Annotated in this window: 20 protein-coding genes and 1 riboswitch; of the genes, 8 read left to right on the top strand and 12 right to left on the bottom strand. The window is 71.6% G+C overall.

Annotated elements, in window-relative coordinates; genetic code table 11:
- Positions 1–184: 184 nt before the first annotated feature.
- Positions 185–404: riboswitch (cyclic di-AMP (ydaO/yuaA leader) on the top strand.
- Positions 405–412: 8 nt separating this feature from the next.
- The 3 genes from IW256_RS11805 to IW256_RS11795 all read left to right on the top strand — a co-directional run bounded on the left by IW256_RS11805 (position 413) and on the right by IW256_RS11795 (position 4,298).
- Positions 413–1,282, top strand: a complete 870-nt coding sequence (locus IW256_RS11805; protein ID WP_197010993.1) for a C40 family peptidase — start codon at positions 413–415, stop codon at positions 1,280–1,282.
- A gap of 236 nt (positions 1,283–1,518) precedes the next feature.
- Positions 1,519–2,847 carry a hypothetical protein gene (locus IW256_RS11800; RefSeq protein WP_197010992.1) on the top strand — a complete coding sequence of 443 codons (1,329 nt, stop codon included), beginning with the start codon at positions 1,519–1,521 and terminating at the stop codon, positions 2,845–2,847.
- Positions 2,844–4,298, top strand: a complete 1,455-nt coding sequence (locus tag IW256_RS11795; RefSeq protein WP_197010991.1) for a M48 family metallopeptidase — start codon at positions 2,844–2,846, stop codon at positions 4,296–4,298. Before IW256_RS11800 ends, IW256_RS11795 begins: the two co-directional genes overlap by 4 nt.
- Positions 4,299–4,306: 8 nt before the next feature.
- On the opposite strand, the gene IW256_RS11790 is transcribed toward IW256_RS11795, so the two are convergent.
- From IW256_RS11790 to ctaC, 4 genes are all read right to left on the bottom strand, one after another.
- Positions 4,307–5,536 (bottom strand): L,D-transpeptidase, encoded by a 1,230-nt coding sequence (locus tag IW256_RS11790; protein WP_307828854.1) that lies wholly within the window; start codon positions 5,534–5,536, stop codon positions 4,307–4,309.
- 141 nt (positions 5,537–5,677) lie between these two features.
- A complete protein-coding gene (locus tag IW256_RS11785; protein ID WP_197010990.1) occupies positions 5,678–6,088 on the bottom strand; it encodes a cytochrome c oxidase subunit 4 in 411 nt (136 codons plus the stop codon).
- A 3-nt stretch (positions 6,089–6,091) separates the two neighbouring features.
- Entirely contained in the window at positions 6,092–7,759 is a 1,668-nt protein-coding gene (ctaD, locus tag IW256_RS11780; protein ID WP_197010989.1) for an aa3-type cytochrome oxidase subunit I, read from the bottom strand.
- Positions 7,756–8,532: an aa3-type cytochrome oxidase subunit II gene (gene ctaC / locus IW256_RS11775; RefSeq protein ID WP_231403751.1), complete on the bottom strand. Its 777-nt coding sequence runs from the start codon at positions 8,530–8,532 to the stop codon at positions 7,756–7,758. Before ctaC ends, ctaD begins: the two co-directional genes overlap by 4 nt.
- Positions 8,533–8,716: 184 nt before the next feature.
- On the opposite strand from ctaC, the gene IW256_RS11770 reads away from it, so the two are divergent.
- Both IW256_RS11770 and IW256_RS11765 read left to right on the top strand, forming a co-directional pair.
- Positions 8,717–9,889 (top strand): cysteine desulfurase family protein, encoded by a 1,173-nt coding sequence (locus IW256_RS11770; RefSeq protein WP_197010987.1) that lies wholly within the window; start codon positions 8,717–8,719, stop codon positions 9,887–9,889.
- Positions 9,890–10,040: 151 nt separating this feature from the next.
- On the top strand, positions 10,041–10,289 hold the full coding sequence (locus tag IW256_RS11765; RefSeq protein ID WP_231404633.1) for a sulfurtransferase TusA family protein: 249 nt from the start codon (positions 10,041–10,043) through the stop codon (positions 10,287–10,289).
- A gap of 98 nt (positions 10,290–10,387) precedes the next feature.
- On the opposite strand, the gene IW256_RS11760 is transcribed toward IW256_RS11765, so the two are convergent.
- Positions 10,388–11,374 carry a carbohydrate kinase family protein gene (locus IW256_RS11760; RefSeq protein WP_197010985.1) on the bottom strand — a complete coding sequence of 329 codons (987 nt, stop codon included), beginning with the start codon at positions 11,372–11,374 and terminating at the stop codon, positions 10,388–10,390.
- 220 nt (positions 11,375–11,594) lie between these two features.
- Complete coding sequence (locus tag IW256_RS11755; protein WP_197010984.1) at positions 11,595–11,954, bottom strand: HesB/IscA family protein; 360 nt, start codon at positions 11,952–11,954, stop codon at positions 11,595–11,597.
- Between the two features lie 242 nt (positions 11,955–12,196).
- Here IW256_RS11755 and nadA point away from each other — a divergent pair, with 242 nt between their 5' ends.
- Positions 12,197–13,351 carry a quinolinate synthase NadA gene (nadA, locus tag IW256_RS11750; RefSeq protein WP_307828853.1) on the top strand — a complete coding sequence of 385 codons (1,155 nt, stop codon included), beginning with the start codon at positions 12,197–12,199 and terminating at the stop codon, positions 13,349–13,351.
- Between the two features lie 70 nt (positions 13,352–13,421).
- On the opposite strand, the gene IW256_RS11745 is transcribed toward nadA, so the two are convergent.
- From IW256_RS11745 to IW256_RS11725, 5 genes are all read right to left on the bottom strand, one after another.
- Positions 13,422–15,929: an ATP-dependent Clp protease ATP-binding subunit gene (locus tag IW256_RS11745; protein ID WP_197010982.1), complete on the bottom strand. Its 2,508-nt coding sequence runs from the start codon at positions 15,927–15,929 to the stop codon at positions 13,422–13,424.
- A gap of 174 nt (positions 15,930–16,103) precedes the next feature.
- Entirely contained in the window at positions 16,104–16,673 is a 570-nt protein-coding gene (pspAB, locus tag IW256_RS11740; protein WP_197010981.1) for a PspA-associated protein PspAB, read from the bottom strand.
- Positions 16,674–16,675: 2 nt separating this feature from the next.
- Entirely contained in the window at positions 16,676–17,590 is a 915-nt protein-coding gene (gene htpX, locus IW256_RS11735) for a zinc metalloprotease HtpX (protein WP_197010980.1), read from the bottom strand.
- Between the two features lie 235 nt (positions 17,591–17,825).
- Positions 17,826–18,104: a PspA-associated protein PspAA gene (gene pspAA / locus IW256_RS11730; RefSeq protein ID WP_197010979.1), complete on the bottom strand. Its 279-nt coding sequence runs from the start codon at positions 18,102–18,104 to the stop codon at positions 17,826–17,828.
- Positions 18,101–18,904, bottom strand: coding sequence for a PspA/IM30 family protein (locus IW256_RS11725; protein ID WP_197010978.1), 804 nt, complete (start codon positions 18,902–18,904; stop codon positions 18,101–18,103). The genes pspAA and IW256_RS11725 overlap by 4 nt, the downstream gene beginning before the upstream one ends.
- A 132-nt stretch (positions 18,905–19,036) precedes the next feature.
- Between IW256_RS11725 and IW256_RS11720 the strand changes: the two genes are divergently transcribed.
- Entirely contained in the window at positions 19,037–19,630 is a 594-nt protein-coding gene (locus IW256_RS11720) for a DUF3043 domain-containing protein (RefSeq protein ID WP_197010977.1), read from the top strand.
- Positions 19,631–19,709: 79 nt separating this feature from the next.
- Positions 19,710–20,711 (top strand): aldo/keto reductase family protein, encoded by a 1,002-nt coding sequence (locus IW256_RS11715; protein WP_197010976.1) that lies wholly within the window; start codon positions 19,710–19,712, stop codon positions 20,709–20,711.
- A gap of 42 nt (positions 20,712–20,753) precedes the next feature.
- On the opposite strand, the gene IW256_RS11710 is transcribed toward IW256_RS11715, so the two are convergent.
- Positions 20,754–20,954: a hypothetical protein gene (locus IW256_RS11710; protein ID WP_197010975.1), complete on the bottom strand. Its 201-nt coding sequence runs from the start codon at positions 20,952–20,954 to the stop codon at positions 20,754–20,756.
- Positions 20,955–20,973: the final 19 nt, after the last annotated feature.

The raw sequence follows: 20,973 nt of genomic DNA, 5'->3' as shown, positions 1-20,973 counted from the left end.
TCCGTCTCGACTGACCGACGGCGACTCAAAGCCAGGCGTGGCCGCCCGTTCCGGGCCCGCGGGGACGCTCCATCCCCTTGCCCCCGTGGCGCCAGGGCGGCCACGCCTGCTCTTCCCCCCACCTTTCGCCCTCCGAGTCCCTCGGAGAGGTGAACCAGTCCCAATCGCGGGCGCCCGCCCTCTGAGGCGCCCGCCGCCGAGTCCGCGCGAGCGGAGCCGGGGACCCACTCGTCCCAACGGGGTGAATCGGCCACCTCCACGACTTCAGGCAGCTCGATCGGTTCGTGACGGCCCCCCACAGCCACGAACCGTCGCGATCTGTCACGAAGGGTGGCGGGCGGCCGTAGGGCGCCTTCCAGGCCCGAATCCGACAGCTAACCCGGTAGGCGGCAATGGAAGCTAGGAGCCCACCGTGGCAGGAGACCATCGCAGGAAGCGCCGTCCGCTGATCGACGATCTGATCGGCAACCTCCGCAGCACCGGCGGCCTCGTCGCCGGCGCCACCGTCCTCAGTCTGGCCGCCGTCACCGCGCAGGTGACGCTCACCTCCACCGACGACGCGGCGGAGCCCAGGGCGGCGGCCAGGGCGGCCGACGTCTCGCCCCTCCCCGAGGACGGGGACGGGGACAGGGACGGAGACAGGGCCGAGAACGGGAAGGCCGAGGAGGAGAGCGACGGGAACACCGGCGAGAACGCCGGTGAGAACACCGATGAGAACGCCGGTGAGGACACCGGCGAGAAGGCCGGGAGCGACGGCCCGGCCGCCGGGGCCCGGAACGCCGAACGCGCGAAGCCCACCGCCGAGGCCGCCATCAAGGTCGCCCGGTCCCAGGTCGGGATCACCGAGAACGGCAGCGGCGAGACCAAGTTCCAGGACTGGTACATGACGACCGAGCGCGCCAGGGAGACCGTGGCGCGCGACGGCGGCTCCGTCCAGGGCTACGACGACGCCAACTGGTGCAGCATGTTCATCTCCTGGGTCGGCGACCGCATCGGCTTCAGCCACCAGATCGGCATGGACCCCTGGACGATCGCGCACGCCCGCTGGTTCAAGGAGGACGACCGCTGGGGCACCAAGCCTCGCCCCGGCGCCATCGTGTTCTTCGCCTGGGACGGCGGCAAGGACCTCTACGACATCGTGCACGTCGGGATGGTCGTCAAGGACAACCGCGACGGCACCGTCCAGACCATCGAAGGCAACACCTCCAACGCCGTCAGGGTCCGCGAACGGCCCGCGCGGACCATCGTCGGCTACGGCTACCCCGATTACGCCGAGAGCTGAGGCCGGCCCGGACAGGCCCGGCCACCGCGCGAGCGCGTTGACCGCCCGGTGGGGCGATGCCGGAGGCGAGCGCCACCGGGCGGATCGCGAAGCGACGCCGCGCTCGCACAGGCCCGGTCAGGCGCGATCCCCCAGGCGAGCGCCGCGGGCCGGGACTTCGGAAACACGGCCGGGCCGGTGCCAGGGCGGCGCCGGCCCGGCCCCGGCGGTCCTGGCGCGCGCATAGGATCGCGCGCATGGGACAAGGGCGGGAGCCGGGGGTCCCGCGGCGGAAGGTCCTGATGGCGGTCGCCGCGGGCGCCGTCGCATGCACGCTCGCGGGCGCCGGCCTGACGACCGCCGCCGGATCCGGCGAGCCGTCCCCGTCCCCGTCCCCGACGCGGGCGGCGGCCATGGCCGACGTCGGGATCCCCGAGCCGAACGCCGTGTCCACCGTCCTGGCCAACCGGGCCCGTGCCGTCCGCGACCGCGACCGCACGGCCTTCCTCTCCACGGTCGCGTTCGCCCCGGCGGCCTACCGGCAGGCCCAGACCGCGATGTTCGACAACCTGCTCAAGCTGCCCCTGGAGGGCTGGCAGGAGCGGGTGGAACGGGTCGAGTCCACCGACGGGGGCGCCGCGCTCGTGCGGATCCAGCTGCGCTACCGCCTGCGCGACCAGGACCCGGCCCCGGTGACGCGCGCCCGCCACCTGGCGTTCGTGCCGCGCTCGGGCACCTGGGTCATCACCGGCGACGGTGCCGCGCGCGGCCGTCCCGACGACGCCGAGATCTGGGACGGGGGCCCGCTGACCGTCGTCCGGGGGCGTTCCACCCTGGTCATCGGGGACGCCCCCGGGGTCGCCGACATCGCCCGCCGGCTGGAGGCGGCCGTGCCCGCCGTCACGGCGGTGCTGGGCAGGAGCGACGGCGGGAAGCGCCGCGTGAAGGACGCGGAGAAGACGGGAGCGGGCACCGCCATGGGCCTGCCGCCCCGGGTGGTCGCCTTCGTCCCCGCCGACGGCTCCCGGGCCGCCGCGCTGACCGGTGGCGGGCGCGACCTGCGGGACATCGCCGCGCTGGCGACCTCCATGCCCACCGCCGACGGCACCGGGGCGGACCGGATCGTCATCGCCCCCGACGCCTTCGAGCGCCTGAACACGCTCGGCCGCGACGTGGTGCTCACCCACGAGCTGGCGCACGTGGCCACCGGCGGGGCCCGCGACGGCCGCACCCCCCTCTGGCTGATCGAGGGGTTCGCCGACTACGTCGGGTACCGCGGCAGGAAGGTGAGCGCGAAGTCGGCGGCCCGCGAGCTGCATCGCGACGTGGCCGCCGGGCGGGTCCCGGCGGCGCTGCCGGACCGCGCCGCCTTCGACGGCGGCTCGGGCGGGCTCGCGCAGTCCTACCAGTCGGCCTGGCTGGCCTGCCGGATGATCGCCGAGCGGTACGGTGAGACCGCGCTGATCCGGCTGTACCGGGAGGCCGGGCGGATGCCCGAGTCCGCCGCGCTGCACGAGGTGCTGGGCGTGCGCGCCGACCGTTTCACCGCCGCCTGGCGCGACTACCTGCGGAAGGAACTGAAATGAGCGCGGAGCCCGGGCCTGGGGCCGCATCCGGAGGCGGCCCGGACTCGGACCGGGCCGCCGTCTCGGAAGGGACCCCGGACACCGGGCCGGGCGCGGGGCCGGACGAACCGGACGCGCGGGCGGCCGACCGCCGGGCCCGCCGGGCCGCCGTGCTGGCCGCCGCCGTCCTCCTCGCCGCCGTCGTCGCGGTGCTGGCGCTGACGACCCCGTGGAACCCCCTTCCGGGGAAGGTCCCCGGGGGCGCGGTGCCGGTGGACCCGGCCCGCGACTTCACCGCGGCGGAGATCGCCCGTTCCAGCGCGTTCGACGCCGCCCTCGCGCCCCGCGCGTACGCGAGCCTCGCCGTCGGCCTGGCGGTGGTGCTCGTCCTCGGGCTCACCCCGCTGGGCGCCCGCCTCATCGGCCGGGCCACCTCCCCGCTGCGCCGTCTCCCGGCGCGGGTGGCGGTGGCCGCGGTGGTGCTGACGACGGTGGTCCATCTGGCGGCGCTGCCGTTCGCCGTCTGGGGCGAGATCATCCTCCGCCGCTACGGCCTCTCCACCCAGACCTGGCCCGCCTGGCTGCTCGACGAGGCCAAGTCACTGGCCGTGACCTGGGTGATCTGGACGGTGGCGCTGCTGCTGCTCTTCCCGCTGCTGCGGCGCTTCCCGCGCTACTGGTGGACCGGCGCGGCAGCCGGGGGCCTCGTCCTGGTCGTGGCGGTGTCGTTCCTCTACCCGGTCGTCTTCGAGCCGGTCTTCAACAGGTTCCACCCGCTCCCCCGGGGCGAGCTGCGCACCGAGCTGCTGGCGATGGCCGAGCGCGACGGCGTACCCGTCAAGGACGTCCTGGTCGCCGACGCGTCCCGGCGGACGACCTCGCTGAACGCCTACGTCTCCGGATTCGGCTCCACCCGCCGGATCGTCGTGTACGACACGCTGCTGAAGTCCCCGCCCGCGCGGGTCGAGGCGGTCGTGGCGCACGAGCTGGGGCACGCCGAGAACGGGGACGTGCTGCACGGGACGCTCGTCGGGGCCTTGGGCGTCTCGGCCGCCGTCTGCCTCTTCGGCGCGCTGCTCGGTTCCCCGCGCCTGCTGCGCCGCGCCGGCGTCACCGCCGGTCCGGGCCGGGACGGGGGCCGTGCCGCCGCGGGCGCGGGCGACCCGCGGTCGGTGGCGCTCCTGCTGGCCCTGGTGACCGTGGCGGTACAGGCCGGCGCGCCGGTCCAGAACCTCATCAGCCGGCGGGTCGAGGCCCGCGCCGACGCCCACTCGCTGGACCTCACCCGCGACCCCGCCACGTTCGTGTCCATGCAGCACGAGCTGGCGGCCCGCAACATCTCCGACCTCGCCCCGGACCCGCTCGAACGGGTCCTCTGGATGAGCCACCCGTCGGCCCCCGAACGCATCGCCATGGCCCGCGACTGGGCCCGCGTGCACCGCGCCCCCGAGCCCCCTTCCCTCCAGCCCTGAACTAAGTTTCACGCCGCCGGTGCCGGGATGCCGCCTTCCGGCCCGACTCGCAGGGCCTGCTTGAGGGCGCTGCCCTTCACCCACTCCTGCCAGGACATCTGCCAGTAACCCCAGCCGTTCAGCGGCTCCAGTTCACGGTCGGTCCCCGTCACCTTGAACGGGTCGCCGCGGTAGGAGAAGTCGTAGAACCAGCGGGCATTGGAAGGGCTGGCGTTGATGCAGCCGTGGCTGACGTTGCTGTTCCCCTGGGACCCCACCGACCAGGGCGCGGCGTGGACGTACTCGCCGCTGTTGGAGATGCGGACCGCCGAGTAGACCGTCAGGCGGTAGTAGCCGGCGCAGCCGGGGCCGCAGCCGACCGTGGACGAGTCCATGATGACCGGGCTGCCCTTGTCCATGGTCAGGTGATTGCCATTGGTGGTGGTGTACTTCCTGACGTCGCCCCGGCCCATGCTGATCGGCATCTTCTTGACGACCTTGCCGTTCTTCCTGACCACCATGTGATGGCCGTCCTCGCTCGCCTTGGTGCTGTGGGCGTCGCCGATCCTGAACCGCAGGGACGCGTTCCGCCCGTACGTGTCCTTGGCCACCGCCACGCCGCTCAGATGCGCGTTGAAGGTCACGTCGGTATGGCTCGGCCAGTGCTCCTTGGTGCGGAAGACCACGTTCTGGTCGTCGAACCAGTGCCAGGCGCCCTCGACCGGCTTGCTGGAGCGGACCTCCAGCGCCCGCTCGACCGCCGCCCGGTCGGTGATCTTGCGAGGGAACTGGAGGATGATCGGCATCCCGACGCCCACGGTCTCCTTGTCGTAGGGCGCCTCGACCGCCACCTCCGTGGTGCGCCGCGCCTTGGCGGTGGTGAAGCGGCTGGTGACCGTCCGCGTCCTGCCGTCCCTGCCGAGCGCCGTCGCGACGACCGTGTACTCCGTACCGGGCTGCAGCGTCCAGCGCGAACGCCATTCGGACCGGTCGGCGCTCAGCGCGCCCTCGACCTTGGTGCCCTTCGCCAGGACGGTGACGTTCTCGACGGTCCCCCGCCGCGCCTGCACGGCGATCGGCACCTCGGGACGCGCCGCCGCCTGGCCCGCCGCCGGGCTCACCGCCAGCGCGACCGCGTCCGCCCCGGCCATGGCCGGTCCCGCGTCCGACGAGCATCCCGCCGTACCCGATCCCGCCGCCACCGTGATGCCGACCAGCAGCGCGGTGGTACGCCGCCCTCGTTCCTCCGGTCCCGTCACGCCGAGCCGCATCGTCGTCCCCCGATCGTCCCGCGATCCATGGAAGTGCGGCCCCGGTACACAAGGCCGCAGCTCATCATGAAAGGGCCGGTACCCACGGAAATCGTGGGACACCGGCCCTTTGGGGATTCCTTTAAGTGATCAGTGCGAGAAATGGCCCCGGTAATACTCGAAGACCATCCCGATGGTGGTCATGATCGCGGCGCAGACGCCGAGAATGACCAGCCACCAGCCGAACACCACGCCGAGGGTGACGGTCGTGGCCGACAGCGCCACGAACAGCGGCCACCAGCTGTGCGGGCTGAAGAAGCCCAGCTCGCCGGCCGCGTCCGCGATCTCGCCCTCGGGGTCGTCCTCGTACAGCGGGCCGCCGTTGGACCTCTCCAGCCGCCGGACCGTGAAGTGGATGTAGAACCCGATCAGGCCGGCCAGGCCGACGGACAGGGCCAGGGCGGTGGTGCCGGTCCAGTCACCCGACCACAGCCAGTAGACGACGTCGGTGGCGAGGAAGAAGACCGCGCACCCGTAGAACATGAACGCCTGTACGCGCATCGCTCAGCCCTTCGTCCCGGTGAGCTCGCCCTTGGCCCCCACGTGCGGGTGGTGCAGGTCGAAGGCCGGACGCTCGGAGCGGATCCGGGGGATCGAGTTGAAGTTGTGCCGCGGCGGCGGGCAGGAGGTCGCCCATTCGAGCGATCCACCGTACCCCCACGGGTCGTCCACCTCCACCCGCTTGCCCTTCTTCCACGTGATGTACACGTTGTAGAAGAACGGCAGCAGGGAGACGCCCAGCAGGAAGGCGAACACCGTCGACACCTGGTTCATGCCGGTGAACTCCTTGGCGTAGTCGGAGTACCGCCGGGGCATGCCCGCCGCGCCCAGCCAGTGCTGGACCAGGAACGTCCCGTGGAAGCCGATGAACAGCAGCCAGAAGTGCACCTTGCCGAGGGTGTCGTTCAGCATCTTGCCGGTCCACTTCGGCCACCAGAAGTAGAAGCCCGCGAACATCGCGAACACCACCGTGCCGAACACGACGTAGTGGAAGTGCGCCACCACGAAGTAGGAGTCGGAGAGCTGGAAGTCCATCGGGGGCGAGGCCAGGATGACGCCGGTCAGCCCGCCGAACAGGAAGGTGACCAGGAAGCCGAGCGACCAGAGCATGGGCGACTCGAATGTGAGTTGCCCTCGCCATATCGTTCCGACCCAGTTGAAGAACTTCACCCCTGTGGGCACCGCGATCAGGAACGTCATGAACGAGAAGAACGGCAGCAGCACCTGGCCGGTCACGAACATGTGGTGCGCCCACACGGTCACCGACAGGCCCGCGATGGAGATGGTCGCGAAGACCAGGCCGATGTAGCCGAAGACCGGCTTGCGGCTGAACACCGGGAGGATCTCGGTCACGATGCCGAAGAAGGGCAACGCGATGATGTAGACCTCCGGATGCCCGAAGAACCAGAACAGGTGCTGCCAGAGCAGCGCCCCGCCGTGCGCGGCGTCGAAGACGTGCGCCCCGAGCTTGCGGTCGGCCTCCAGCGCGAGCAGCGCGGCGGCCAGCACCGGGAAGGCCAGCAGGACCAGGATCGAGGTCAGCAGAATGTTCCAGGTGAAGATGGGCATCCGGAACATCGTCATGCCGGGGGCCCGCATGCACAGGATCGTGGTGATGAAGTTGACCGCACCCATGATCGTGCCGAAGCCCGACATGGCCAGGCCCATCACCCACATGTCGCCGCCGATGCCCGGCGAGCGGACCGCGTCCGACAGGGGCGCGTAGGCGAACCAGCCGAAGCTGGCCGCGCCGCCCGGGGTGAGGAAGCCCGCGATCACGATCAGGCTGCCGAACAGGAACAGCCAGTACGCCAGCATGTTCATCCGCGGGAACGCCACGTCCGGCGCGCCGATCTGCAGCGGCATGATCACGTTGGCGAAGCCGGCGAACAGCGGCGTCGCGAACATCAGCAGCATGATCGTGCCGTGCATGGTGAACAGCTGGTTGAACTGCTCGTTGCTGACGACCTGCAGGCCGGGCTTGTACAGCTCCAGCCGCATGACCAGCGCCAGCACGCCGCCGATCAGGAACATCACGAACGAGGTGATCAGGTACAGGTAGCCGATCACCTTGTGGTCGGTGGACGACATCCAGGAGGCGAGGATGCGCCCCTTGCTCGTCCGCGCCCCGGCGACCTTCAGGCCGCCAGGCGCCTCACTGACCGTGGTCACTGGGCACCCCCCGCCGCCTTGGCCTTGGCCTGGGCGATGAACTGGTCGTACTCCGCGGCCGGGACGACCTTCAGCTGGAACAGCATCCGGCTGTGGTCGACCCCGCAGAGCTCGGCGCAGCGGCCCTCATAGGTCCCGACCTTCCGCGCCGTGAACTCGAACTCGTTGGTGTAACCCGGCATGACGTCCTTCTTGTAGAGGAGCGCCGGGACCCAGAACGAGTGGATGACGTCGTTGGCGTGCAGCCGGACCCGGACGGTCTTGTCCGCCGGGATCACCATGACCGGCTTGGCGCCCGTGGTGGCGTTCGGGTCGACCGGGGTCCCGACGACCGAGGCGACGGTCCGCTCCTTGCCGGAGGCGTCCTTCTCCCGGTAGTCGAACTGCCAGCTCCACTGGAACCCGGTCACGTCGACGGTGACCGCGGGGTTCTTCGTGGTCTTCTCGACGTAGTTCTCGTCCCGGGCGGTGAAGTAGAACAGGACGCCGATGATGACGAACGGGACCGCCGTATAGAGGATCTCGATCGGCATGTTGTAGCGCACCTGCGGCGGCAGGTCGTCGGAGCGCTTGCGGTGGAACAGCACCGCCCAGATGATCAGCGCCCAGACCACGCCGCCCACGGCGAACGCCGCGATCCAGGATCCCTGCCAGAGCGTGAGCATGCGCTCTGCCTGGTCACTGATCGGCTCGGGCATGCCCAGGCGGGCCACCTCGCCGCTGCACGCGGTGGCGGTCAGCGCCACCAGGCCCAGCGCGCCGGCGCTCGTCAATGCGCGGCGACCGCGCACAGGCGTACGCCGCTCCCTAGAGCGGGTCGGACTCACGGAATGCCTTCCCCACGGATTGAAAGCCCGGCCTGCCGGGCGGTGAGATCAGTTGTTACACGTGTGTGGAGGACACATTAGCGTGAGGGTCCCGCATACCCCCGATCGGGTGCCCGGTTAGGGTGCTGACGTGGCCCACCGCAACGCCTCCGGCGCCGGCTTCGACGCCGCCTACTTCGACGCCGCCTCCACCGAGCCGCTGCATCCGGCCGCCCGCGAGGCGCTGCTGGGCGCCCTGGACGCGGGCTGGGCGGATCCCGCCCGACTATACGGGGCGGCGCGCGGTGCCCGCGTGATGCTGGACGGGGCGCGCGCGCAGGCCGCCGGAGCACTCGGGGTCCGCCCCGACGAGGTCTTCTTCACCACCTCCGGCACCCAGGCGGTGCACCTGGCCGTCCTGGGCGGGCTCCGGGGGCGGCGGCGCGCCGGCCGTCACCTGGTGGTGAGCGCCGTCGAGCACTCCAGCGTCCTGCACGCCGCCGAGGCCCACGAGCGCGACGGCGGCGAGGTGACGACCGTCGGGGTCGACCGGCAGGGGCGGGTCGACCCGGAGGCGTTCGCCGCGGCGCTGCGTCCCGACACCGCGCTGGCCTGCCTGCAGTCGGCCAACCACGAGGTCGGCACCCTCCAGCCGGTCGAGGAGGTCGCCGGGACGTGCCGGGCCGCCGGGGTGCCGCTGTTCGTCGACGCCGCCCAGTCCGCGGGCCGGGCGGAGATCCCGCCGGGCTGGTCCTCGCTGGCCGCCAGCGCGCACAAGTGGGGCGGCCCGCCCGGCGTGGGCCTGCTGGTGATCCGCAAGAACACCCGCTGGCGCTCGCCGCTCCCGGAGGACGAGCGGGAGGGGCGCCGCGTCCCGGGCTTCGAGAACGTGCCGGGCGCGGTCGCCGCGGCCGCCGCGCTGGCCGCCCGCAGTGCGGAGACGGCCGCCGAGGCGCCCCGGCTGTCCGCGCTGATCGACCGGATCCGTGAACGGGTGCCCCGGCTGGTCCCCGACGTCGAGGTGGTCGGCGACCCGGTCCGGCGCCTGCCGCACCTGGTCACCTTCTCCTGCCTGTACGTGGCGGGCGAGGCGCTGCTGACCGAACTGGACCGGCTGGGTTTCGCCGTTTCGTCGGGAAGTTCGTGCACGGCCGATACGCTTCGTCCCAGTCACGTCCTTGAGGCGATGGGGGTGATTACGCATGGCAACGTACGGGTATCGCTGCCGCGTGGCGCGGATCCCGCGGATGTCGACCGCTTCCTCACCGTCCTCCCGGACGCCGTGGCCCGCCTGCGGCGGTCCGCGGGGGTGAGCACGCCATGACCTGCGGCACGACCACGACGAGAGGGAGGCGGGCGCGCCCATGAGGTTCCGAGGCCGGACGAGGAGCGGGACGCGGCGCGGCGCGGCGGGCGAGGCCCCCGCGCAGTCGCCCGCGCAGGCCGCCCCCGAGCCCGCGTGGCCCGTCCCTGCCCTGGTCATCGACGCGCTGGGGCGCAAGTGCCCCATCCCGATCATCCTGCTGGCCGAGCGGATCCGGGAGATTCCGGTCGGCGAGGTCGTCGCGGTGCTCGCCGACGACGTGGCCGCCCGCACCGACGTGCCCGCCTGGTGCCGGATGAAGTCGCAGGAGTTCGTCCGGGAGGAGACGCTCCTCCACGCGCAGGCCCCCGCGGACGCGCCGCCCAGGGGCTGGGCGTTCCACATCCGCCGCATGTACTGAACGCCGCATGTACTGAACGCCGCCGGGTCTTCCCGCGGCCGGGTCTTCCGCGGCCGAGGCCCCGCGGACGGTCGCCGCGGGGCCTGCGTGCCGTTCGGTCAGGGGTTGGGGCAGGAGATGTGCGGGGCGACCTCGGCGGCGGCCTCCGCGCCGTAGACCTCGGCCAGACGGTCCAGGAAGTCCTGCCGGGCCAGCCGGTACTCCTGCGGGCCCGCCGCCTCCAGGACGTGGGCGGCGATGTTGTTGCCGACCTGGGCGGCGCGCTCCAGGGGCAGGCCCCAGGCGATCGCCGTCAGGAAGCCGGCGCGGAACGCGTCACCGACGCCGGTGGGGTCGACGACCTTGGGGACCGGGGTGCCCGGGACGTGCAGGCCCTTCTCGCCCTTGCGGTCGATGGCCACGCCCTTGGCGCCGAGGGTGGTGACGCGGATGCCGACCCGGTCCAGGATCTCCTCCCCCGACCAGCCGGTCTTCTCCTCGCAGAGGGCCTTCTCGTACTCGTTGGTGAACAGGTACGCGGCACCGTCGATGAGCTTGCGGACGTCCGCGCCGTCCATCCGGGCCAGCTGCTGGGAGGGGTCGGCGGCGAACGGGATGCCGCGGGTCCGGCACTCCTCGGTGTGCCGGATCATGGCCTCGGGGTCGTTCGGGCTGATCACGACGAGGTCGAGGCCGCCGATCCGGTCGGCCACCGGCCGCAGCTCGATCGAGCGGGCCTCGCTCATGGCGCCGGCGTAGAAGCTGGCGATCTGGTTCTGGTCCTGGTCGGTGGTGCACAGGAACCGCGCGGTGTGCCGGAGCTCGGAGACGTGGACGGAGGCGGTGTCCACGCCGTGGCGCTCCAGCCAGGAGCGGTAGTCGGCGAAATCGTCGCCGACCGCGCCCACCAGGACCGACTCCTTGCCCAGGCTGCCCATCCCGAAGCAGATGTTGGCGGCGATCCCGCCGCGCCGGATGTCCAGCTCGTCCACCAGGAACGACAGCGAGACCTGTTCCAGCTGGTCGGGGAGGAGCTGGTCGGCGAATCTGCCGGGGAAGGACATCAGATGGTCGGTCGCGATGGAGCCTGTCACGGCGATGCGCACGGCGTCGCTCTCCTCGTCGGTGGTTCCCGGCTGTGTGCCGGCTGCTCGTACAACCCGGAAAGACTACTTGCCATCGCACCACGGGATCCGGGCACCGGCCATCCCGGGCACACGAAGATGACAGGAAAAAGCGATGGCACGGAAAAGCGGCCCGGACGCGAGGGTCCAGGCCGCTTCACCGGCCGCCCGTGCACCCGGGCGACCGAGGTCGATCGGACGGTCAGTTGAAGGAGTCGCCGCAGGCGCAGGAGCCCGACGCGTTCGGGTTGTCGATCGTGAACCCCTGCTTCTCGATGGAGTCCACGAAGTCGATGGTGGCGCCGGTCAGGTACGGCGCGCTCATCCGGTCCACCCGGACGCTCAGGCCGCCGAAGTCCTGCACCTGGTCGCCGTCCATCTCCCGCTCGTCGAAGAACAGCTGGTAGATCAGGCCCGAGCATCCGCCCGGCTGCACGGCGACACGCAGCGCCAGATCGTCCCGGCCCTCCTGCTCGAGCAGGCCCTTGGCCTTCTCGGCGGCGGCGTCGGTGAGGTTGACGCCCTGCTGCGTGGTCTCCTGCGTGGTCGTCTCGCCTGCCATGTCTTCAGCTCCCGGGTCTCGCCGCTTTACGTGTCGCATGTCCGGCGCGCCTGGAGGCACACCGTCGAGGACGCCATGCGCCTCTCGGGAAGCACAACATCCCTCGCGCCGTGGTCATTCCTCCTCTCGCCAGTGTTACACACCGCGCGGACCGGCCCCCCTGCCCGCGACCGCTCACCGCCGGGTGTGCCATGATTAGTCGTCAAAGCGACGATAAGTCCCGTCGCAGGAGGGAGACTCCCGTGACCACCCCTGTGCGTGACCTTCCACTGCTGTTCCTGGGCGAGGGGTCCGATCCGGCCAGCGAGCGCGGCGTGGACTGCCCCGGAGACCTGCCACCCGCCTCCGACCCGGATCTGGTGGAACGCGCCAGAGCCGCCAAGGCGGCCCTCGGCGACCAGGTCTTCATCCTGGGCCACCACTACCAGCGCGACGAGGTCATCCAGTTCGCCGACGTGACCGGCGACTCGTTCAAGCTCGCCAGGGAGGCGGCGGCGCGGCCGCAGGCCCCCTACATCGTGTTCTGCGGCGTGCACTTCATGGCCGAGTCGGCCGACATCCTCACCGCCGCCCACCAGAAGGTGATCCTGCCCGACCTGGCGGCCGGATGCTCGATGGCCGACATGGCGACCTTCGACCAGGTCGAGGAGTGCTGGGAGGCGCTGGAGGACGCGGGCATCGCGGATGATGTGGTCCCGGTCACCTACATGAACTCCTCGGCGGACATCAAGGCGTTCGTCGGCCGCCACGGCGGCACGGTCTGCACCTCCTCCAACGCCAAGCGCGCGCTCGACTGGGCGTACGGCAAGGGCAAGAAGGTGCTGTTCCTGCCCGACCAGCACCTGGGCCGCAACACCGCCGTGCTGGAGATGGGCCTCTCCCTGGACGACTGCGTCGTCTACAACCCGCACCGGCCGGACGGCGGGCTGTCCCGGAAGGAGCTGCGCGAGGCCAGGATGATCCTGTGGCGCGGCCACTGCTCCGTGCACGGCCGGTTCAGCAAGGAGTCCGTGGACGAGGTCCGTGCCCGGGTCCCCGGGGTCAACGTGCTGGTCCACCCCGAATGCCGGCACGAGGTGGTGCTCGGCGCCGACCGGGTCGGGTCGACCGAGTACATCATCAAGACCCTCGACGCGGCCCCGCCCGGCTCGTCCTGGGCGGTGGGCACCGAGCTCAACCTGGTGCGCCGCCTGGCCAACGCGCACCCGGACAAGAACGTGATGTTCCTCGACAAGGCCGTGTGCTTCTGCTCGACGATGAACCGGATCGACCTGCCGCACCTGGTCCGTTCGCTGGAGACGCTGGCCGCGGGCGAGGTCGTGAACCGCATCGAGGTGGACGCGGAGACCGCGCGCCACGCCCGGGCCGCCCTCGACCAGATGCTCGCCCTCCCCTAGCCGGGACGGCTCGTCGACTTGCGGCGGGTCGCCGCCTCAGGCCGTGCCCGAGGGTGCGACTCGCCGCAGTTCAGCGTGTGTCCGTGGCGAACTCCAGCTCGCCGCCGTCGGCCGAGACCGTCACGTGCTGGCCGGAACGCAGGGTGCCTTCCAGGAGCATCCGCGACAGCCGGTTGTCGACCTCGCGCTGGATCGTCCGGCCGAGGGGGCGGGCGCCGAACTCGGGCTGGAACCCCCGCTCGGCCAGCCAGTCCACCGCCCCGGCGTCGAAGTCGACGGTGACGTCCTGGGCGTGCAGGCGGCGGCGGGTCTCCTCCAGCAGCAGGTCGGTGATCTGCCGCAGCTGCTCGGCGCCCAGCTGCCGGAACACGATGATCTCGTCGATCCGGTTGATGAACTCCGGGCGCAGGTGATCGCGCAGCACCCGCATCATCCGGTCGCGCAGCGAGGCGTCGGCCGCCCCCTGGTCGCCGGCGCCGAACCCGATCCGGCCGCCGCCCCCGCTGATCAGCTCCGAGCCCAGGTTGCTCGTCATGATCACGATGGTGTTCTTGAAGTCGACGGTACGGCCCTGGGCGTCGGTCAGCCGGCCGTCGTCCAGCAGCTGCAGCAGGACGTTGAACACGTCCTGGTGGGCCTTCTCGATCTCGTCCAGCAGCAGCACCGCGTACGGGGTGCGCCGGACCGCGTCGGTGAGCTGGCCGGCCTCCTCGTACCCGACGTAGCCGGGCGGGGCGCCGACCAGGCGGCTGACGGTGTGGCGCTCCTGGAACTCGCTCATGTCGAACCGGATCATCCGGTCCTGCGAGCCGAACAGCGCCGCGGCCAGCGCGCGGGCCAGCTCGGTCTTGCCGACCCCGGTCGGGCCGAGGAACAGGAAGCTGCCGATCGGCCGGTCGGGGGGCGCCATCCCGGAGCGGGACCGGCGGACCGCCTCGGCGACCGCCGCCACCGCCTCCTCCTGCCCGACCACCCGCTGGTGCAGGTGCTCCTCCAGGCGCAGCAGCCGTTCGCGCTCCTCCTCGGTGAGCTGGGAGACCGGCACGCCGGTGGTGCGCGACACCACCTCCGCGATGTCGAGGTCGGTGACCTCGGGCACCCCCTTGTGCTCCCCGTCGCGGGAGGCGCCGATCCGCTCCTCCAGGGTGCGGATCTCGTCGCGCAGCGCCGAGGCGCGCTCGTAGTCCTCGGCCGAGACGGCGTGCTCCTTCTCCCGGCGGCGCGCCTCCAGGTCCTGCTCCAGCCGCCGTACGTCGCCGGCCGGGGTGCGCACCCGCAGCCGCACCCGGGCGCCCGCCTGGTCGACCAGGTCGATCGCCTTGTCGGGCAGGAACCGGTCGGTGATGTAGCGGTCGCTCAGCTCGGCGGCGGCGACCAGCGCCTCGTCGGTGAAGCGGACCTGGTGGTGGGCCTCGTAGCGGTCCCGCAGGCCGCGCAGGATCTCGATGGTGTCGTCGACGGTCGGCTCCGGCACCAGGATCGGCTGGAAGCGCCGCTCCAGAGCGGCGTCCTTCTCCACGTTCTTGCGGTACTCGTCGACCGTGGTGGCGCCGATGATGTGCAGCTCGCCGCGGGCCAGCGCGGGCTTGAGCATGTTCCCGGCCGTCATGGCCCCCTCGGCGCCGCCGGCGGTCACCATCGTGTGCAGCTCGTCGATGAAGATCACCAGCTGCTCGGAGTGCTCGCGGATCTCATCGACGATCTTCTTCAGGCGTTCCTCGAAGTCGCCCCGGTAACGGGTCCCGGCCACCACCCCGGCCAGGTCGAGCTGGACGACGCGCTTGCCGCGCAGGGTCTCGGGCACCTCGCCGTCCACCACGCGCTGCGCGATGCCCTCGACGATGGCGGTCTTGCCGACGCCCGGGTCGCCGATGAGCACGGGGTTGTTCTTGGTACGGCGGGACAGCACCTCGACCGTCTGCTCGATCTGCTCGTCGCGGCCCACGACCGGGTCCATCCGCCCCTCGGCGGCCAGCTCGGTGAGGTCGCGGCCGTACTCGTCCAGGGTCGGGGTCCCGGTCGGCGGCGGCCCGGCGTGCCCCCCGCCGCCCCCGATGGCCTCCCGCAGCGTCTCGGGGGTGAGCCGCTCCCTGGCGAGGATGCGGCCCGCGGGCGACTCGGGATTGAGCGGCAACGCGAACAGCAGGTGCTCGGGACCGATGTAGGACGTCCCCAGCGCGTGGGAGATCTGGTGGGCGTCCAGGAGCGCGCGCTTGGCCGCGGGGGTCAGCACCGGCGGGGTCTCCCGCGCGTCCCTCGCCTCGCCCCGCGACACCCCCGCCTCCACCTCCCGGACGATCGCGGCGGGGTCCACGCCCGCGCGCTCCAGCAGGCGGCGCGTGCTCTCCTGCCTGGCCAGGGCCCACAGCAGGTGGTCGGTGTCCAGATCGCGGCTGCCCCACTCGGCGGCCTTCAGCGCGGCCTCGCGGAGGGCCTCGCGGGCGTCCTCGTTCATCAGGCGGCCGATGTCGATCCGCTGGACCGGCCGCCGGGGCACCCCCGGGCCGAAGAAGCGGGCGAAGAACTCCTCGAAGGGATCGGAGCCGAAGCCTTCCGATCCGTACGGGCCACCGGTCATGACGTTCCCCCTCGTCGTCGCACCTGTCTCGGGCCCGGCGCGCGTACGGCCGGACGCGTGGCCGGCGGGGGGCGCCCGCACGCGGGTCACCGAACCCGCCACATCAGGCCGTCTGCCCGGCGAGGGCACCGCGAAACGGACAGGACGGTCACCGAGCGCGAGGGGCCGGAGCCGTCAGAGGCCGGGGGCGCCCCAGACCGGGAACCACCTGCCGAGGTCCTCCTCGAACGGCAGGTCGGCGCCGACCGCTCCCCGCACCTGCAGTTCGAGGGCGTTGTCGCGCTTGTCACCGGACAGGGGGGCGAACGGGTAGAACGTGCCGCGCTTGTAGAGGTAGACCAGGGCCAGCCGCCGCCCGTCCGGGCCGGTGAAGCCGGCGAGCGAGCACAGCAGGTGGGGGCCGAACCCGCCCGATTCGAGGGTCGAGTTCACCGCGTGCAGATCGGTGACCAGCGCGGCCAGGTCGCCGGGCGGGTGCCGGGCCAGCAGCCAGGTGTAGCCGTAGGAGTCGGTGCTGAGCTCCACCTCGGGCCCCTCGTCGGCGTCCAGCAGCTCCCGCACGTCCTGCTGGAGCCGGGCGAACGCGCCGCCCTCGGCCGCCCGGAAGCACACCGAGCCGAGCCCGGTGGGGGTGAACGCCGTCGCCGCCTCCAGCGTCACGGCGGCCGTGGGCAGCGCGAACAGCCGGTCGAGATCGGGCTTGACCGGCTTGGACCGGCCCAGCAGCGTGTCCAGGAAACCCACGTTCACACTCCCCTGCTCAACTGTCCGCTGATGTCCTGCAGCTGCGCCAGCCGCCGCTCCAGCGACGGGTGCGTGGAGAACAGCGAGGAGATGCTGAACCCCTTGGTGAGGGCGGGTGCGAAGAAGAAGGCGTTGAACGGCTCGGCGGCCCGCAGGTCCTTGGTGGGGATCCGGGCCATCTCGCCGGAGATCTTGGTCAGCGCCCCGGCCAGCGCGGAGGGGCGGCCGGTCAGCAGGGCCGCCGCCCGGTCGGCCGACAGCTCCCGGTACCGGGACAGGGCGCGGGTCAGCAGGAAGCTGATCGCGTAGGCGATCGCGCTGACCGCGACCACGGCCAGCAGCACCAGCCCGGTGTTCTGGTCGTTGCGGCGGCCGAAGCCGCCCCACAGCCCGGCCTCCAGGCCGAACCGCGTGATGAGCCCGGCGCACACGCCCAGGAACGAGGCGATCGTCATGACCGCCACGTCACGGTGCGCGATGTGCGCCATCTCGTGCGCCAGCACGCCCTCCAGCTCCACCGGGTCGAGCCGCCTCAGCAGCCCGGTGGTGACGCAGACGACGGACTTGCGCTGGTTACGCCCGGTGGCGAACGCGTTGGGCACGTCGGTGTCGGCGACGGCCACCTTCGGCTTGGGGGCGTCCGACATCGCGCAGATCCGGTCGACCACCCCGTGCAGCTGGGGCATCTCCTCGGGGGAGACCTCCCGGCCGTGCATCGCGAACAGCGTGATCCGGTCGGAGAAGAAGTACTGGGCGAACAGGAAGAGCACCGCGATCACCAGCGCGAACAGCCCCCAGCCGGGCGCTATCACGTAGAACGCCGTCACGAAGGCGACGTACACCAGTCCCAGCAGGAACATCGTCACGAGCATGCGTGACGTCAGTCCCCGATCGGATGCGTAACGCGTTCGGGCCATCCGTTACCCCCGTCCCCCGACACAACGTTTCACCAGGAGAAACGCGCGAAGGGCGGGTTTTGTGCCTGGCCCGGGCGGCGAGGGCGGGGCTCACCGCTCCCCGGACCCTCGATCCCCCGTTCCCGTTCCTGTTCCCCGTTCCCGTTCCCCGTGAGACGCCGCGCCGGCCCGAGGGCTCGCGCGGCCGATCCCGAGCCCGCCGGAGGCGGCCCGTACCGGCCGGTGCCGGCCGGGGTCAGTCCGGGATGAGGCCCTCGTCGCCCAGCATCTTGCGGACCTCGTCCATGGCCGCGTCGGCCGGGGGCAGGATCAGCTCGGACGGTTCGAGGCTGTCCTCCGGCAGCACCCGGCCGACCTTGCGCGCGTTGTCGAGAAGATCGTGCAGGGCGGTACGGAACCTCGTCTCGTCACCGGAGTCGATCGCGGCCTCCAGCTCGTCGTCGAGCTTGTTGAGCGCGGTCAGATCGCCGGGCGCGATGTCCAGCTGCCCCTCCCCCATGATCCGGACGATCATTGGGCACCGCCCGGCTTCTGCTGCCACTGGGCCTGCTGCGGGGTGTCCACGTCCTGCGGCTTGGCGGCCGGCGAGCCCGGGTCGAGCTCCTTGGGCGCGGGCCCCTGGCCCAGCTCGGCCTTGAGGCGCTCCAGCTCCAGGTCGACGCCGGGACCGGAGCCCATCCGGTCGAGCTCGGCCTGGATGTCGTCCTTGGGCCCGGAGAAGTCCTCCAGCGCGCCCGAGGCCAGCAGCTCGTCGATCGCGCCGGCGCGCGCCTTCATGTTCTCGGTCTTCTCCTCGGCGCGCTGGATCGCCAGGCCCACGTCGCCCATCTCCTCGGAGATGCCGGTGAACGCCTCGTTGATCTTCGTCTGCGCCTCGGCGGCCGTGTAGGTGGCCTTGATGGTCTCCTTGCGGGTCCGGAACGAGTCGACCTTGGCCTGCAGCCGCTGCGAGGCCAGCGTGAGCTTCTCCTCCTCGCCCTGCAACTGCTGGTACTGCGCCCGCAGGTCGCCCAGCTGCGAGTCCAGGCCCGAGCGCCGGGTCAGCGCCTCCCTGGCCAGGTCCTCCCGGCCCACCTGCAGGGCCTTCTTGCCCTGGTCGGTGAGCTTGTTCTGCTGCTGCTCCAACTGGTTGATCTGCAGCTCAAGACGCTTGCGCGAGGTGGCGACGTCGGCGACACCCCGACGGACCTTCTGCAGCATCTCCAGCTGGCGCTGGTAGGAATAGTCCAGGGTCTCCCGGGGATCCTCCATACGGTCCAGGGCCCTGTTCGCCTTGGACTTGAAGATCATCGACATTCGCTTCATCACGCTCATCGCGCGGCGCCGGTCCCTTCGTGTGCTCTGCTCAGTCACAAACTGGGCTCAATGACCACTGCTGGGGTTCTTATCACCCTACGCGTTAACGCGCGAGGCAGCCACGATGTTCGCAGCCGGTAGGCTGATCTCGTGTTCCGACGTCGTACCCAGGAAGCACCCGAGAATCCTCCTCCGGTCGTAAAACCGGGAGGAAAGGGTCGTCCCACGCCCAAGCGCAGTGAAGCCGAAAAGCGCCGCCGGCAGCCGATCACGGCGCCGAGCAACCGCAAGGAGGCCTACAAGCGCGTCCGCGAGAAGCAGGCCGCCGAGCGCGCGCGTGCCCGCGAGGGCATGTCCCGGGGCGAGGACAAGTACCTCCTCAAGCGCGACAAGGGGCCGGTGCGCAGGCTCGCCCGCGACTACGTCGACGCGCGCCGCACCGTGGGCTCGTACCTGATGTACGCGATGTTCGTCATCGTGGCCCTCAGCCTGCTCCCGGTCACCGCGGCCAAGCTGCTGGTCCTGCTCGCGCCGCCGCTGCTGCTGGCCGTGGTCTTCGTCGAGGGCCTGCTGATCAGCCGCGGGATCAAGCGGCTGGCCGCGGAGCGCTACCCCGACGAGGACGCCAAGGGCGTCGGGCTGTACGCGGCGATGCGGGCCATGCAGATCCGGCGGCTGCGGGTGCCCTCTCCCCAGATCCAGCCCGGCCAGAAGGACGCGGTCGGCAAGGGCGGCGCGGCCTAGGCCGGGTTGCGGGCGCCGCCCGGCCCTGGGCTCGGCGGTGCCGGGTCAGGGCCGCCGGCGCGCGGCTAGGGTCGGGGCCATGGAGTTCAGACATCTGGGCCGCAGCGGTCTTAAGATCAGCGAAATCTCGTACGGCAACTGGCTCACCCATGGCTCCCAGGTCGAGGAGGACGCCGCGCGCGAGTGCGTGCGGGCGGCCCTGGACGAGGGGATCACCACCTTCGACACGGCCGACGTCTACGCCGGGACGCGCGCCGAGGAGGTCCTCGGGCGCGCGCTGGAGGGGCAGCGCCGCGAAGGGCTGGAGATCTTCACCAAGGTCTACTGGCCGACCGGCCCGGGCCCCAACGACCGGGGCCTGTCCCGCAAGCACATCTTCGAGTCGATCCACGGGTCGCTGCGCCGGCTGCGCACCGACTACGTCGACCTCTACCAGGCCCACCGGTTCGACCACGAGACGCCGCTGGAGGAGACCCTCAAGGCGTTCGACGACCTGGTGCGGCAGGGCAAGGTGCTCTACGTCGGCGTCTCGGAGTGGCGGGCCGAGGAGATCGAGCGGGCGCTGAAGATCGCCGATGAGATGGGCTTCGACCGGATCGTCTCCAGCCAGCCGCAGTACTCCATGCTGTGGCGGGTCATCGAGGAGGAGGTCGTCCCGCTGTGCGAGCGGGAGGGCGTCGGGCAGATCGTCTGGTCGCCGATCGCGCAGGGCGTGCTGAGCGGCAAGTACCTGCCGGGACGGCCGCTGCCGGAGGGCTCGCGCGCCACCGACGACAAGGGCGGCGCCGACACGATCAAGCGGTACCTGAACGACGATCTGCTGACCCGCGTGCAGGAGCTGAAGCCGGTGGCCGCCGACCTCGGGCTGAGCATGGCCCAGCTGGCGGTGGCCTGGGTGCTGCAGAACCCGAACGTGTCGTCGGCGATCGTGGGCGCGTCCCGTCCCGAGCAGGTGCGCGACAACGTCAAGGCGGCGGGGGTCAGGCTGGACCCCGACGTGCTCAAGCGCATCGACGACGTTCTCGGCCCGGTCGTCGTCCGCGACCCGGCCAAGACCTCCAGCCCGCGCCGGCGCCCCTGACCGGCCCTCCGGCCGGCCCCGGGGCCGGCCGGAGGCGGACGTTCACTCCGGGTCGTGCAGGCTCATCGGTCCGTAGATCGTCGACTCGCCGTCCAGCAGCGTCACCTGGTCGGCCCCCTCGTCCCGGAGGTCGCGCCAGTTCTCTCCGAGCCACGACTCGGCGTCGGCCTGCGTGGTGAAGGTCTCCTCCACCACGCCCACCGGCCGCCCGTCGGCCTTCTCCAAACGCCAGCTCCACGCCATGCGCCATGACCTCCCTCTT

It is taken from the genome of Actinomadura viridis (assembly GCF_015751755.1).
GTDB lineage: Bacteria > Actinomycetota > Actinomycetes > Streptosporangiales > Streptosporangiaceae > Spirillospora > Spirillospora viridis.
This window is presented reverse-complemented; position numbering and strand designations above follow the sequence as displayed.

Coding starts and splice junctions, on each gene's coding strand:
- IW256_RS11715 (WP_197010976.1), top strand. CDS start 19,710: ATGGAGTTCAGACATCTGGGCCGCAGCGGTCTTAAGATCAGCGAAATC.
- IW256_RS11755 (WP_197010984.1), bottom strand. CDS start 11,954: ATGGCAGGCGAGACGACCACGCAGGAGACCACGCAGCAGGGCGTCAAC.
- IW256_RS11800 (WP_197010992.1), top strand. CDS start 1,519: ATGGGACAAGGGCGGGAGCCGGGGGTCCCGCGGCGGAAGGTCCTGATG.
- pspAA (WP_197010979.1), bottom strand. CDS start 18,104: ATGATCGTCCGGATCATGGGGGAGGGGCAGCTGGACATCGCGCCCGGC.
- htpX (WP_197010980.1), bottom strand. CDS start 17,590: ATGGCCCGAACGCGTTACGCATCCGATCGGGGACTGACGTCACGCATG.
- IW256_RS11785 (WP_197010990.1), bottom strand. CDS start 6,088: ATGCGCGTACAGGCGTTCATGTTCTACGGGTGCGCGGTCTTCTTCCTC.
- IW256_RS11710 (WP_197010975.1), bottom strand. CDS start 20,954: ATGGCGTGGAGCTGGCGTTTGGAGAAGGCCGACGGGCGGCCGGTGGGC.
- IW256_RS11795 (WP_197010991.1), top strand. CDS start 2,844: ATGAGCGCGGAGCCCGGGCCTGGGGCCGCATCCGGAGGCGGCCCGGAC.
- IW256_RS11725 (WP_197010978.1), bottom strand. CDS start 18,904: ATGAGCGTGATGAAGCGAATGTCGATGATCTTCAAGTCCAAGGCGAAC.
- IW256_RS11745 (WP_197010982.1), bottom strand. CDS start 15,929: ATGACCGGTGGCCCGTACGGATCGGAAGGCTTCGGCTCCGATCCCTTC.